A 12914-nucleotide genomic window follows, 5' to 3' on the forward strand; every position below is an offset into this window, starting at 1 on the left:
TCACCTCGGGTCTGCCGCGGGGCCCCCGGGCTCGCCCGCTGCCGCCGCGCTGCCCTGCTTGCTCGCCGCGCTGCCCTGCTTGCTCGCCGCGCTGCCCTGCTTGCCCGCCTCCGCCTCGCCCTGCCCGGCTCGCTTGGCCGCCTTGCTGTGCCGCGCCGCCTGGACCTTGGCGCGCCGGGCAGCCTTGCTCTTGGCGAGCTCCCGCTTGCGCGCCCGCTCGCGCGCGTCGGCCTCGCGCGCGGCCTCGAGGGCCGCCCGCTCCTCCTCGGTGGCCGCCGCCCAGACCTTCAGCGGGCGCCCGCGGAATTCCAAGGTCCCCAGCAAGGTACGCGCCTCGAGCAGCTCGGGCGTGCTGCGTTGCAGCTGGCGACCCACGAAGTCGCCGTCTTCGAACACCATGTGGGTGATGCCCAGGCCGCGGATGATCTCGGGGCTGGTGTTGAACTGGCCGGGGCGGACATAGAAGTGGCGATACCCGGTGTCGAACACGGCCTGGGCCGCGAATTCGCCGACGACCACGACATCGACCACGCCGTCCCCGTCCAGATCCCCGTCGCCGATCAGCTGCTCGAGCCCATCCCCCAGCTTGGCCGCGCTGTACTCGGCCTGGCCGAGCCACAGCGCGTAGCGGGCCAGGCTCAGCGCGGCGCACAGGCTCAGCAGCGTGACGATGCCCGCCCGGGCGACGCGGCCGAGGCCCGGCCGCGACCAGCGGTGCAGCCAGGCCCGGGCGAGCAAGACCCCGCCCAGCCAGGCCGCGGGCGGGACCAAGATCAGCTGAAAGCGGATCGCCCGGTGGGGGCTCGCCAAGTTGGCGAGCAGCGCGAGGATCAGCCAGCCCATCATCCACCAGTCGATGACCTGGGGGGCCGCCTCGAGGTCCTGGTCCGGCGCGGCCGCGGGCGCAGCCTCGCCGCGACGCCGCGCCCTTCGCCAGCGCCAGCCCAGCCACGCGACGCGCACGATCTCGACCACCGAGAGCCACAGCATCACCGGCGCGAAGAGCAGGAACATCAGGCGCAGGCGGCTGCTGAACAGCCCGTTGAGCAGCACCTTGGCGGCCCGCGAGATCACCGACTGGTCTTCCTGGGCGCCGGTGAAGTGCTCGGCGTTGAAGGCCAGGCGCTGCTGATACTCGGGGTTGAAGAAGAGCGCGGCGAGCACGGCGAAGAGCACGAGCACGCCCAGCACCGCGGCCCAGCCCGGCGGGTGACGCAGCCCCCCGAGCAGCGCGCGGGTGGCCGCTCGCCAGCTCGGCCGAGGGCGCTCGACGGCGCCGGCGCGCGTCTGCCTGGCCGCGCGCAGGCCCAGCCAGGGCAGCGCCAGCGCGAAGAGCGGGACCAAGAGCAGCCCGGTCTGCTTGATCAGGCAGGCCACGACCATGGCGAAGACCGCCAGGCTGATCCAGCGCAGGGCCTGGTGCGGGCGGCGGTCGAGCTGCGCCAGGGCACAAGTCGCGATGATCAGCCAGCACAGCAGCGCCCCCTCCATCAGCGCCAGGCGCGAGTAGATCAGGTAGGCCCAGTTGAGGCCCATCAGCCCGGTGCTGATCACCGCCGCCGGCAGGCCGTGGCGGACCATGGCCAGCCAAAACAGCAAGATCAGGGCCACGAGGCCGTGGACGACCACGAACATCCGCGCCTGGATCAGCCCGACGCCAAAGGCCTCGAACCACAGCCACTCGCCGTAGACCCACGCCGGGCTCTGCACCCGCCAAAAGCCGTACTCGTCGAGCGCCGAGAGCCGCCACTCGCCAAAGATCGCGCGGTTGCGGGCCTCGTGGGCCTTGGCGGCCTCGTCGCGGAAGTGGGCCTGACCGCGGTAGTGCGGCACGACCTGCTCCGGCGGATCCAGGCCGAGGTCCCACACCCGCAGGCCCCCGAGCACCCCCAGCAAGACCACGGTGATCACCGCGATCAGCCAGGCGGGTCGCGCTCGGGCCGGTTGCATCGCCGGAGTATGCACGCTGTCAGCGGCCGCGAAAAAGTCGACGCGAGCGGGCGCCAGCGGGCTCTGGCCGCGCCCCACCCGAAATCCAACCCAGCCTGAGCGCGCCGTGGCCAGAGGCGCCCGCCGTGGCCAGAGGAGCGCGCCGCGGGCCGCCGGCGCTCGCTGGAGTGTCGCGCCCTGCGACGGCCTGCTAGCGTATGCGCGGTGACCGGCCCGCGACGCCTCGCCCCAGCCGGGGGCGCCCCTGCCCTCGCCGCGCTCGGGCTCTTCGCGCTGCTCACCGCGGCGGGCTGTCGCCACCGCGGCGGCGCGTGGGCCGACGCTCCCGCGGGCGTGGCCGCCCGCACAGACGCGCAGGCCGGGGACGCGGGGGTCATCGAATTGCTCGTCCTCGGCCAGGCGCGGCCGGGCGCAGAGAGCCGCCGGCTCGCCGCGGGCCTCGACGAGCACCTGCGCGCCGACGCCCCCGGGCGCGCGGGCCCTGCCCTGATCTTGTGGCTGGGCACCGACCTCGGCCGCGCGGGCCCGGAGCGCTCGCGCTGCCCCGAAGCGGCGGCCTCCGCCTGGCGCGAGCCCGGCCTGGGCGAGCTCGCCGAGGTCCTCGAGCGTCACGCCGCCGCGGGCCGCGTCGACGCCTGGGGCGTGGCCGGCCCCGACGGCTGGCGCTGCGGCTGGACAGACGCGCCGGCGCCCGGCCAGCCCTTTGCGAGCCCCGGCCCGGTGTTCTTGCTGCGCGTCGACGCCGAGGGCCACGCCGAGCTGGCCTCGCGCTGCGCCGACACCCGCTGCGAGGCCCAGCCCTCCGCGCCCGGCGACCGCCTCGAGATCATGGTCGTCGACGCCAGCACCTGGCACGACCCCAGCCTCGACGACGACGCCGCGGACGCGCGCTTGCGAGGTCAGCTACGCGGCCTGCTCGCGGCCCTCGACCACGACCCGCGCCCGCCCCCGCGCCTGCTCGCCCTGGCGATCCCCGTGGACTCGGCCGGCGTCCACGGCTACGGCGGCCGCCTCCAGCGGACTGGCTTCCCCTACCTGCCCGCCCCCCTGCGCGAGGCCCTGCTCGCCGGCGTGTTCGTGGGCGTCGTCGGCGGGCTCGAGCGCAGCTTGCAGCTCAGCGAGGACCTCGGCCCGGCGATCGTCCGCAGCGATCGCCGCTTCCCCGACGCGCCGATCTTTCAGGTCGTCTCGGGCGCCGCCGGCGGGTCCGCCCACGTGCCGATCACCAGCCGCGGCGACGCGCTGCTGCCCGAGATCGAGAGCGAGCACCTCGGCTTCGCGCGCCTGCTCTTCGACGACGCCGAGGTCGACCTGCGCCTGCGCGCCCGGGTCGCGGGGCGCTGGCGCGAGGCCGGCCTGCGCCTGCCCCTGGCGCCCGTCGAGTACGGCCCGCTGCGACCCGCGACTCGGATCCAGCCGTGCCAGGACTGCGATCCCCTCGACGCCGCGGGCGACGGCGACGCCTTCGTGCCCCGCGGACGACGCCCGCGCTGAGGCATCTCTCACGCACGCGCCCGCGCTCCCCTGCCCGCGCTTTCCTCCGCGCCGCGCCTCGGGCATGCTCTCGCCGTGCAAGCACGAGAGTTCATGGTCGAGGCCCTGATCGTGGTCCCCGATCGCTCCGTCCGCGAGCTGGCCGAGCTGCTCCTGCGCGAGGGCAGCGACGGCGCCTGCGTGGTCGAGAACGGCAAGCTGATCGGCGTGGTCACCACCATGGACCTGGTCTTCCAGGAGAAGAAGGTCCACCTGCCCTCGTTCCTGAGCATCATGGACTTCACGATCCCCCTCGAGCCCCCGGATCGCCTGCGCAGCGAGCTCGACAAGATCGCCGGCACCAAGGTCCGCGCGCTGATGAGCGGAGACCCGATCACCGTCGGGCCCGAGACCAGCTCCGACGAGATCGCCACCAAGATGGTCGAGGAGCACATCACCATCTTGCCGGTGGTCGAGGGCGGGCGCGTGCTCGGCATGATCACCAAGCAGGCGCTGCTCCAGGCCGTGTTCAAGCGCTGAGCGGGCCGGCCTCGGCCCACGCCACTGCGCGCCACTACGCGTAGACATGAATGCAAAGACGCCCATCGCGAGAGTCCGCGATGAGCGTCGAGAATCGAGCGAGTCGCTGTGACGATCAGCCGACGACGGCGACCGGGCAGCTGGCCGCGGCCGCGAGCTCGCTGCTCACGCTGGCCAGGAACAGCCGCTCGACCGCGCCGAGCTTGCGCGAGCCCGTGACGAGCACCGCCGCGTCCTCGCTGTCGGCGATGCGCAGCAGGTGCTTGACGGGGTCGCCCATGAACACCTCGTGCTTGGCCCCCTCGAGGCCACGCCCCTTGGCCCAGCTCACCAGCTTCTGGTCGGCGCCAGAGCGCGCCTGATCCTGGAGCCGGGCCATGGCCTCGGCGGGGATATAGGACACGCCCCAGTGGAAGGCCTGCGTGCCGTGGGCGAGGATCAGCGGGCGCTCGAGGCGGGCGGCGAGGTCGGCCGCGAAGCTGGCTGCGGCGTCGCAGTGCTCGCTGAGGTCCGTGGCCAGGAGGATCGGCCCCTTGCCCAGGCCGGCGTCGCCGGGGCTGCCGAAGTCCGGGGGGACCACGACCACGGGCGCCGGCAGGCGGCGCAGCACCCGGCGAGCGACCTCGCCCAGGCGCACGATCGGATCCTCGTCGCGCCGGGCCCGACGTCCGATGACTAGCGCGTCGAGGCCGAGGCGCTCGCCGCCCTCGCACAGGCCGCGCTCGATCTCGTCGTCCTCGATCAGCTCGACCCGCGTCTGCGCGCCCTCGAGCCCGCCGCGGGCCAGGGTCTCGGCGACGTTCTTCTCGACCTTCTTGCGGATCGCCTTGGCGTCCTCGGGGTTCACGAGAGGGTGGAGCATCTGCTGGTCGGGGAGGACGTGCAGCCCCAGCCTGAGATCATCTTCGCGGCCGCTGATCGCCGCCAAGAAGCGGATCGGGCCCAGGTGATCCTCGGCCAGCTCGACGCCGACGCCCCACTTGTTCGCGCGCACTTCGGTCCCTGACATGGGGGGAGCATGGGGGCAATGGCTGCCTTCGTCCAGGGGGCCGCAAACACCGCGGCCTCCTGGGCGAGCAGACCGGACGAGCAGACACGAGCGAGCGGCTCTGGCGTCCGCTCGCGGCCCTCGAGCGCGCCGCCAGGAGCCCGGCTCAGTCGCAGCCGGCGGGATCCATGGCCGTGATCCACTCGCTGATCAGCGCGATCCCGTCGGGGTTGAGCACCCGCGAGGGCAGCTCGGGCATCTTGACCATCGGGTCGAGAGACTCCATGCGATAGACGACGATGCTCTGGTCTGGATCCCCGGGCACGATGTCGTAGGGGCGACCGCCCGAGGCCGCGCCCGCGGCCGCTGGCGGCTTGCAGATGCCCAGGTGGACCGACGCGCTCTCCCAGTAGGGGTAGCGCAGGCCGCTGATCCCCGCGCCTCCGTCCTGGCGGTGGCAGTGCGAGCAGTTGGCGTGGAGATAGGAGCGCGCGCGCTCGTCCAGCGTCCCGCTCTCGCCGAGGGGGTCGACCATGGTCGGATAGTCGTCGAGCGCCGGCAGGGCCTCGTCGAACAGGCCCTGGTCCGCGAGCCACTGCATCTGGTTGACCATCTCGCCGTCGCGCTCGACGAGGTAGTTCATCTGCGGGCTGACCGGGCCGAGGGTGTAGAGCTCGTTGTCGCGGGCGTGGCAGCTGCCGCACTGCTCGAGGCTCGGGACCTTGTACTCCTGCGTCGCCGCCACGCCCTCGGTGTCGGTGAACGCGACCTCGATCAGCTGGCCGTACTTGGTCAGCACAGCGTCGCTCTCGCCCTCGTCCCAGACGTAGGTGTAGACCTCCCAGCCCTCGGGGAAGCGCACCAGCAGCCGGGTCTCGATCAGCCGGGCGTTCTCGTCCTTGCCCGGATCGCTGCGATCGAGGTCGAAGTAGAAGTTCTTGATCACCACCGAGCCCTCGGGCCACTCCCACAGCTCGCCCTCGCCCCCGGGACCCGGCGAGGCCGCCTCCCAGTCGACGTGCAGGGCGGCGCCCTCGGGCAGGTGGAGAAAGCGCGCCTTGCCGGCGAAGTCGGAGAAGAGCGGCGAGACCACGGTGTAGGGGAAGACCCCCGCGGCCGGCTCGAGCTCGCGCAGGGTCTCGCCCACGAAGAAGCCGTACTCGGACAGCTGCTCGTAGGGCAGCGCGTCGAGGTCGACGCTGGGCCAGGGCAAGGGCTCGCCGGTGTCCGTGCCCGTCTCGGTCTCGCCCTCGGCGCCCGCGTCCGTCTCCGAGCCATCCTCCCCGATCTCACTCCCGATCTCGCTCCCGGCCTCGTCTTCGTCCGCCCCGCTGGGGTCGGCGCACGCCGCCGAAAGGCCCCCGGCCAGCACCATGAACACGCCCAGGCCGAGGCGCGAGCCGAGCCCGCGCGCCCTGATCATGAAGTCTTGGTCTACGCGCATGTCGGCCTCAGCCCGGCCAATCCGGCAGCGTCAGGCCTTCGCAGTCGACCGCGGACAGATCCGTGTTCACGCCGCCAAAGCTCCCGCAAAGGTCGATGTTGACCATGCCGAACTCGTCGTCGGCGGTGTTGTTCTGGGCGCAGATCTCCTCGCCCGCCGCGTACTCGTCGGCGCACTCCGCCCGCGCCCCGTCCCACAGGAACTCGGGCCCGTCGTTGCCGTCGAGGAAGCTGGCGATGAAGGCGTCGGGGTCGTAGCCGGTGTTGGTGAACGCGTTGTCGTGGATGTAGATCCCGCGGTTCCACACGTCGAAGTCCGGGTCCTCGACGGTGCCAAAGAGCAGCTCGGCGTAGTGGATGACCAACACCCCGGTGGTCTTGTGGTTGACGAATTCGTTGTGATCGAATTCGATGTCGTTGGCCGCGAGCACCACGGCCCCGCTCCCGCCGGGGACCTTGGAGACCGTCCCGCCAATCGCAAAGTTCTCGATATTATTGTCGTGAACGTTGTTTTCGTAAAATCGCGTGCGCGCGCCGTCGCCCTGCTCGAGGCCGGGGAGATCGAAGACCAGCAGCCCCGCGGTGTTGTCGTAGGCCTCGTTGCCGAACACCCAGGCGTCGTAGCAATTTTCGATCTCGACGCCGGCGACGTTTTGATAGGCGAAGCTGTCGCGGACCACGACGTTGTTCGACTGCCCGACGTAGTGGCCGGCGTCGCGCGAGCCGATCACCGTGGACTCGATGATCGCCACGTTGTTGCAGCCCACGGGGTAGAGGCCATAGGCGCCGTGCGCGGTCAGGTCCTCGGACTCCCACAGCACCTTGACCCGCAAGAAGGTGATGTCGTCGACCTGGTCGCCGCGGATGCCGTCGCCCGGGGTGTTCTTGACCTGGAGGTCCTCGAAGGTGACCCCGTCGGCGACGACCTTGATGCCGTTGCCGCCGTCGGTCTGCTCGGCGAAGTCGAGCACGGTCGCGTCCTCGCCGGCGCCGCGGATCGTCAGGTTATCGACCGAGACGATGACCTCGTCGGTGATCCCGCTGTAGTCCCCGGCGGCCAGGCAGACGACGTCGCCCTCGCTGGCCTCGGAGAACAGGCCCTGGACGACGGCGAAGTTGTTGCCCTCGGGGCTCGGCTCGGCCCAGGCCGCCGCGCCCTCGCAGTGCGCCGGCATCTCGCCGCCGCTCTCCTCCGTATCCGTCTCCTCGCTGGTGTCCGTGTCCCCGGCGGTGTCCGTCCCCTCGCCCGTATCCGTCGCATCGCTCCCGCTGCTATCCCCTTCACCCTCACCTTCTTCATCGTCGCCACCACCATCGTCGGAACAAGCCGCCGTGGAGAGCATGAAAGGGAAGCTCAAGAGGACTGTACAAATCAACGAATGGAAACGATCTCGAGTCATGGTGTCGCGCGAGGATACATGACCGGACGACCAATACGTCGACGACTCCACCGTGAACGTACGAGCGCACCCGTGCATCTCGAGCCCCTGATCCAAGGGCCCGTGGCGAGAGGGCTCGCCAGGCAGCGAAGCTATCCCACCTGCGACCTCGTGCCCTTTTTCGCCCTCTCATATAGCCGTGTATTTTCATGATCTTAGCAGCTAGCCAAGACTTGGTATGAAGCATGCTTCGTATTTTTGCGTGGCCTTCCAAACGACCGAATGCGGCCTCGGCGAGCCGCCCAGCAAGGTCCGCGTCCTCGACACTGTCCGCGAAGACTCGACTCGCTGCGCGCACCTCGAGTTCGCCCAGACCGCAGACGACCATGAGCCCGCCATCGACGCACCCGAGCTCGCGCTGCCTCGGCGCCACCACCGAGGCCCCGTCCGAGCGCATCGGCGACGCCACGCTCTCAGCTTCGAACCACAACTGCAGCGCCATCGCATGCCCCACTGCGAGGCCAGCTGGCCACGCAGACGCTCCATCGAGGGATGAGCGCGTCGTCTTCAGTGGGGCAATTTTCTACGTGCCGACGTGGCGGCACTCCCCATACTGATCCGATTCGAATCAATACACCCATACTGACATCGATCGACAGTAACCCTTCCTGATTGCACTCAGGGGAGATCTCTCAGGCATCTATTCATACCGGCCAGCCGACCTTCTCCAGATCGATACACAACAAAAACAATTCCAACGCCTTCATTTGTGCGCACTCGCTCATACCTGCCACCACAAATGCTTGGAGATGAGCCGCGCCCTCTGCCACGGCGGGCTCGCTCATTTTCGCCACCAAGACGCCACCAGGACCACAAAACACGAAAACGGCGCCTTTTACGCGATCTTTCTCCCCCTTCGCGAGCCCTGTTCCAACGTGACTGTTTTCTCTCAGTGCAGTGTTGTCCTCAGCGATCGAAACAAAGCACTCACTTCAAGTCGATGACAATTTTTGGCACAACGGATTTGAAAGTGGGGCGAACATGAACATTGAAACGCGTTCAGATGCGTGTACGATGAATCCATGGTCACCCGTTCTATATTCATCACAGTTATCCCGCTCGTATTTACAACAGGCTGTTTTTGGAACAGCCTGGGCATCGATCTCACGCTGGGTGGCACCGGACTCGACGGCTTCGTCTCCCTGTCGTCGGTCGAGTATCCCGACCCCGAGTGGGAGGAGGGTGAGCCCGAAGACCACGGGCTCTCCTCCGTCGAGCTCGAGGCCTTTGCGGAGGTCGCGGGGGAGCTCGACAGCTCTTGTCTGATGGTCATCCATGACGGCGTTCTCGTCGGAGAGTGGTACTGGGACGGCTTTGACCGCCATACCGACCTGAGCAACATCTTCTCCGTGACCAAATCGATCACCAGCATCCTGGTCGGCATCGCCGAGCACCAGGGCCTCCTCTCGATCGACGACCCCGCCTCGGACAGCATCAGCACCTGGGTCGGGACGGCCAGCGAAGGCGTGACCATTCAGAACCTGATCTCGAATGACTCTGGTAGGTTTTGGAGCTTCCAGAGCGACTACAATGACCTCGACGTGGCGACGGACAAGACGGCTTATGGTGTCGGCCTGTCCCAGCAGTACGCCGCTGGAACGATGTGGGAGTACAACAACTCGGCGATCCAGACCCTCCAGGAGGTGCTCAGCACGGCGGTCGGTCAGGACCTGGACAGCTACGCCCAGGAAAACCTCTTCGAGCCGATCGGCGCGACGATGAGCCTGGGCCATGACGGATCCGGCAACCCCATGACTTATCAAGGCGTCTCGGCATCCTGCGACGACCTCGCGCGCCTGGGCTACCTCGCCCTGCGCCACGGCTATTGGGACGGACAATGGGTCGTCCCGCCGTGGTGGCTCCAAGAGGCGACGCAGCCCTCGACGGCGCTCAACGACGCCTACGGCTACATGTGGTGGCTCAACCGCGACGGCCACGTCGTCGAGCCGTCCTTCCCTGGCCGCATCGAGTATGACGGCCAGCTGATCCCCGCGTCGACGGAGGAGGCCTTCATGGCCATCGGCGCCTTCGGCCAGCTGGTCTATGTCGACCCCGAGGAGGACTACGTCGTCGTCAGGCTGTTCGAGGTGCCCGATCCCGTCTCCGCCTTCAGCACCGATCCCGACCCCGTCGGCGCGCAGGACGTCGAGACGCTGATGACCGCCTTCGAGGCCGCCAAGATCTAGCGAGCAGCAATGCGCATCGGCACCGAGCCCAGATAGGAGTCACCCGCGAGCCCAGCGAGCTGGGCTCGCGGCGTGACTGCCACACCATGCCACGCGACATAGCGCAGTTTTTTCATCAGCTTGGAGCAAGGCCAATTTTGGTACGAAGAATGCTTTGTGGTTTGGCATGTTCGCCCAAACAACGGTTTGCGGCCCGAGCGAATCTCCGAGCGCAATCTCCGTCGTCGAGAACATCCTCGATCCCTGCGCATGTCGCTCCCTCCTCGAGAGCGCTCGAGCGGACGATCACCGAACCACCATCGACGCGCCCGTCCTCGCGCTGCGTCTGTTTTATCGCCTCGCCGACGAGCTGCCCGAGTTCCTCGACGGGGCGTCCCTCGCCGGGATCAAGCCGCAAATGCAGCTCCATCGCATGCGTAGCGGCGAAGCGAGCCTCCCCCACACCGACCCCGCGCGCGAGCAAGAGGAGCTGCGCAGCCGCCTGAGCCTGCTCGTCTTTCTCAACGGCAGCGAGTCGGGGCTGCGCGGTGGCGACCTCATCTTCCCCGACGGCACCCGCGTCGCGCCCCGCCAAGGCCGCGCCGTGCTCTACTTTCACGAGCACGCCCACGCCGACGCGCTGGTCGAAGCGGGTGAGCGCTTCATCCTCAGTGGGGCAGTCTTCTACGCACCAACGTGGCGGCCCTATCTGTGATCGCGCGCGTGCGAGCCGCTCGCTCCGCGACAAAGCGCACTCTCGCCACGCGCTCGCGCGAAAAACGCGAGCGCAAAATTGCGAGCGGCCCAGGTCGTCTGCGTGTCGATCGCAGGCAAACCTGGGCCGGATGATGACAGCGAGCCGGGCTCGCGCTCGATCTCACTCCTCGTTTTCGACGTAGCCCGAGGGCAGCTTGAATTCGAAGAGCCCGTCTTTGAGGCCGACGTTGGTCTTGATGTTGCGCAGCTCGAAGTAGTTCGACGAGCCGTCGGTGTTGTAGACCACGAAGCTATCGACCCGACCGGTGGTCGCGTGCACGGCGAGCACCAGGCCCTTGTAGTGCTTGTTGGACTTCTTGGGCTTGAGCTCGAGGACGTAGTGGTCGGCGTCGCCGTAGCGCTCGACGCGGTCGCCCTTGGCGTAGCGGACCTTGAACTCCTCGAGCAGCTTCTGCCCGCCGAACAAGAACTTGAGCGCGGCGTTGATCTCGGCGTTCTCGTCGACCTTGGTCTTGATCACCTGGCGGGTGTCGTGCTCGACCATCCACAAGGTCTTGCCGTTGGCGTAGTAGTCGGCCTCTTGCTCGTCGGCGTAGTTCCAGACCATCTTGCCGGGCTTCTTGAGCTGGAGCTTGCCGGCGGTCTTCTTGGCCTCGGCGTAGGTCGGGTTCCAGTAGGTCTGCTTGAACTTGGCCTCGAGGTCGCCCGCGCCGTCGTAGTAGGCCTGGACGAGCACGAGCACCTCGGAGGGGCTGTCGGGGCGCCACGCGGGGGCGGTGGCCTTCTCGGGCTTCTTTTTGGTGCTGGCCGGCTCTTGCGCGCGGAGCAGCTCGCCGACGGCGTCGGGCACGAAGCCGCCGAAGCCGGGGCCGAGGAGGGTCAGGGACAGAAAAAAGGCGATGGTGGCGTTCATCTCGCTCTCCTGGCGCGGGGCGCCGCCCGCGGGTCTGAGACGGCCCGGGTCTGGAGCTTATTGTCGAAAACCCGTGAAGGCCATGTTAACAGGGGATGTGACGGGTATGCGATGGCGGCGCGTTGGGGCGCAGGACCCAAGCAACGCGCCGTGAGAGGAAAAAATCCCCTGCGTGGATCAGGGGGATCGACCCCCTCCCGCCGCTGCGCAGGAAACGGCTTTCCGAGAGTTCGGTCACGCGTTCTCGCGTCTCGCCGACGTCGATGATGTCGATGATGTCGATGTCCCCGCGGCCGCGCGCGCCATCCAAGCCTCTGCGAGGCGCGCCCACAACCACGCCTCGAGAGCGACGATCGCCGCCTGCGAGGCCGGACCAGACGCGCGCTCCTTGTCGTTGTCCGCCCGCGGCGGACCAAAGTCGAGGCAGCCGCGGGCCGTCCACAGGCGCACGCCGTGGGCAGCTCCGGGCGCCGACCAGCCCGAGCGACTCAGACCGAGGGCGAAGATCTCGTCGAGGCGCACGCGCTGCTCCTCGGACTCGCCGGCCTGCGTCTCACGCAGGTGCAGCAGCTCCGAGTCGAGGCGCAAGCTGCCCTCCCAGGTCCGCGCTTTGGTAGCCATCGCCCACACCGACTGGAGCACGCCGACGATGAACGCCCGGCCCGCGCGAAAGAGCAGCGCGAGCAGCAAAAAGGGCATGGCGATCACCCAGATGGCCAAGAGCGCGGCCAAGAGCAGGGCGAGCAAGGGCCGCGGGCGCTTGCGTATGGCGAGGGAGCAGCCGCGACCGTCGGCGTCGAAGCGCCAGCCGGCGGCCTCGAGGATGGCGCGGCTGTCTTGATGGTCGGCCTGCTCGCTGGCCGAGAGCGCCCGGCGCATGCGATCCGCGACCGGCAGGTAGCGCTCGATCTCCTCGCCGGCCACGCCCAGCAGGGCGTCCGCGCGGACGCTCAAGGCCACGCCGCGGCGCTGGGCCACGCGCATCACGCTGGCCTGCGCCGCCCACATCTGCTCGGGGACCAGCGGATGAAATTCTCTGAGCCGCCTGCGCTCAGCCCCGATCAGCGCGCTGAGCTCCATGCCCGGCGGGTCGTCCCCCTCGCCGCTGTCGCCCACGTCCTCGCCCCCGAGCAGCTCGTCGGCGAGCCAGACCGCGGCCCGCTCCCCCAGCCCCTTGGTGGTCCGTCGGAAGCGGCGCAGCTCGATGGCCTGCACCGGCGTCGCCTCGAGCTCGGCCGCGATCTCGGCGAGAGGATCCTGAGCCTCCATGGCCACCATCCTAACCG

The 12914-nt window shown here is 69.0% G+C and carries 12 protein-coding genes; 5 read left to right on the forward strand and 7 right to left on the reverse strand.

Features of this window, described 5'->3' with window-relative positions; translation table 11 throughout:
- Positions 1–1950: a phospholipid carrier-dependent glycosyltransferase gene (locus tag G6O69_RS01410; protein WP_172301723.1), complete on the reverse strand. Its 1950-nt coding sequence runs from the start codon at positions 1948–1950 to the stop codon at positions 1–3.
- A 204-nt stretch (positions 1951–2154) separates the two neighbouring features.
- Between G6O69_RS01410 and G6O69_RS01415 the strand changes: the two genes are divergently transcribed.
- Both G6O69_RS01415 and G6O69_RS01420 read left to right on the forward strand, forming a co-directional pair.
- The gene (locus G6O69_RS01415; RefSeq protein WP_172301724.1) at positions 2155–3444 is read left to right on the forward strand and encodes a hypothetical protein; all 1290 of its coding nucleotides are present in this window, start codon (positions 2155–2157) and stop codon (positions 3442–3444) included.
- A 75-nt stretch (positions 3445–3519) separates the two neighbouring features.
- On the forward strand, positions 3520–3963 hold the full coding sequence (locus tag G6O69_RS01420; RefSeq protein ID WP_172301725.1) for a CBS domain-containing protein: 444 nt from the start codon (positions 3520–3522) through the stop codon (positions 3961–3963).
- Between the two features lie 115 nt (positions 3964–4078).
- Here G6O69_RS01420 and G6O69_RS01425 read toward each other — a convergent pair whose 3' ends face one another.
- The 3 genes from G6O69_RS01425 to G6O69_RS01435 all read right to left on the reverse strand — a co-directional run bounded on the left by G6O69_RS01425 (position 4079) and on the right by G6O69_RS01435 (position 7737).
- Complete coding sequence (locus tag G6O69_RS01425; RefSeq protein ID WP_172301726.1) at positions 4079–4972, reverse strand: universal stress protein; 894 nt, start codon at positions 4970–4972, stop codon at positions 4079–4081.
- Positions 4973–5117: 145 nt separating this feature from the next.
- Positions 5118–6395: a hypothetical protein gene (locus G6O69_RS01430; protein WP_172301727.1), complete on the reverse strand. Its 1278-nt coding sequence runs from the start codon at positions 6393–6395 to the stop codon at positions 5118–5120.
- A 7-nt stretch (positions 6396–6402) separates the two neighbouring features.
- A complete protein-coding gene (locus G6O69_RS01435) occupies positions 6403–7737 on the reverse strand; it encodes a parallel beta-helix domain-containing protein (RefSeq protein WP_172301728.1) in 1335 nt (444 codons plus the stop codon).
- A gap of 274 nt (positions 7738–8011) precedes the next feature.
- Between G6O69_RS01435 and G6O69_RS01440 the strand changes: the two genes are divergently transcribed.
- The gene (locus G6O69_RS01440) at positions 8012–8329 is read left to right on the forward strand and encodes a hypothetical protein (RefSeq protein WP_176396559.1); all 318 of its coding nucleotides are present in this window, start codon (positions 8012–8014) and stop codon (positions 8327–8329) included.
- 148 nt (positions 8330–8477) lie between these two features.
- On the opposite strand, the gene G6O69_RS01445 is transcribed toward G6O69_RS01440, so the two are convergent.
- On the reverse strand, positions 8478–8618 hold the full coding sequence (locus G6O69_RS01445; RefSeq protein WP_172301729.1) for a hypothetical protein: 141 nt from the start codon (positions 8616–8618) through the stop codon (positions 8478–8480).
- Between the two features lie 237 nt (positions 8619–8855).
- Here G6O69_RS01445 and G6O69_RS01450 point away from each other — a divergent pair, with 237 nt between their 5' ends.
- On the forward strand, positions 8856–10019 hold the full coding sequence (locus G6O69_RS01450; protein WP_172301730.1) for a serine hydrolase: 1164 nt from the start codon (positions 8856–8858) through the stop codon (positions 10017–10019).
- Between the two features lie 166 nt (positions 10020–10185).
- Entirely contained in the window at positions 10186–10713 is a 528-nt protein-coding gene (locus G6O69_RS01455; RefSeq protein WP_172301731.1) for a 2OG-Fe(II) oxygenase, read from the forward strand.
- Between the two features lie 162 nt (positions 10714–10875).
- Here the strand turns inward: G6O69_RS01455 and lolA are convergent, their stop codons facing one another.
- Together lolA and G6O69_RS01465 are read right to left on the reverse strand one after the other, a co-directional pair.
- Positions 10876–11628 carry an outer membrane lipoprotein chaperone LolA gene (lolA, locus tag G6O69_RS01460; protein ID WP_172301732.1) on the reverse strand — a complete coding sequence of 251 codons (753 nt, stop codon included), beginning with the start codon at positions 11626–11628 and terminating at the stop codon, positions 10876–10878.
- A 234-nt stretch (positions 11629–11862) separates the two neighbouring features.
- Entirely contained in the window at positions 11863–12897 is a 1035-nt protein-coding gene (locus G6O69_RS01465; protein WP_172301733.1) for a hypothetical protein, read from the reverse strand.
- Positions 12898–12914 lie beyond the last annotated feature (17 nt).

This window comes from Pseudenhygromyxa sp. WMMC2535, from assembly GCF_011083025.2.

Bases quoted from the DNA above. Each gene is read 5' to 3' on its own strand.
- G6O69_RS01410 (WP_172301723.1), bottom strand. From the start codon at position 1,950: ATGCAACCGGCCCGAGCGCGACCCGCCTGGCTGATCGCGGTGATCACC.
- G6O69_RS01425 (WP_172301726.1), bottom strand. From the start codon at position 4,972: ATGTCAGGGACCGAAGTGCGCGCGAACAAGTGGGGCGTCGGCGTCGAG.
- G6O69_RS01430 (WP_172301727.1), bottom strand. From the start codon at position 6,395: ATGCGCGTAGACCAAGACTTCATGATCAGGGCGCGCGGGCTCGGCTCG.
- G6O69_RS01435 (WP_172301728.1), bottom strand. From the start codon at position 7,737: ATGCTCTCCACGGCGGCTTGTTCCGACGATGGTGGTGGCGACGATGAA.
- G6O69_RS01440 (WP_176396559.1), top strand. From the start codon at position 8,012: ATGAAGCATGCTTCGTATTTTTGCGTGGCCTTCCAAACGACCGAATGC.
- G6O69_RS01445 (WP_172301729.1), bottom strand. From the start codon at position 8,618: ATGAGCGAGCCCGCCGTGGCAGAGGGCGCGGCTCATCTCCAAGCATTT.
- G6O69_RS01450 (WP_172301730.1), top strand. From the start codon at position 8,856: ATGGTCACCCGTTCTATATTCATCACAGTTATCCCGCTCGTATTTACA.
- G6O69_RS01455 (WP_172301731.1), top strand. From the start codon at position 10,186: ATGTTCGCCCAAACAACGGTTTGCGGCCCGAGCGAATCTCCGAGCGCA.
- lolA (WP_172301732.1), bottom strand. From the start codon at position 11,628: ATGAACGCCACCATCGCCTTTTTTCTGTCCCTGACCCTCCTCGGCCCC.
- G6O69_RS01465 (WP_172301733.1), bottom strand. From the start codon at position 12,897: ATGGAGGCTCAGGATCCTCTCGCCGAGATCGCGGCCGAGCTCGAGGCG.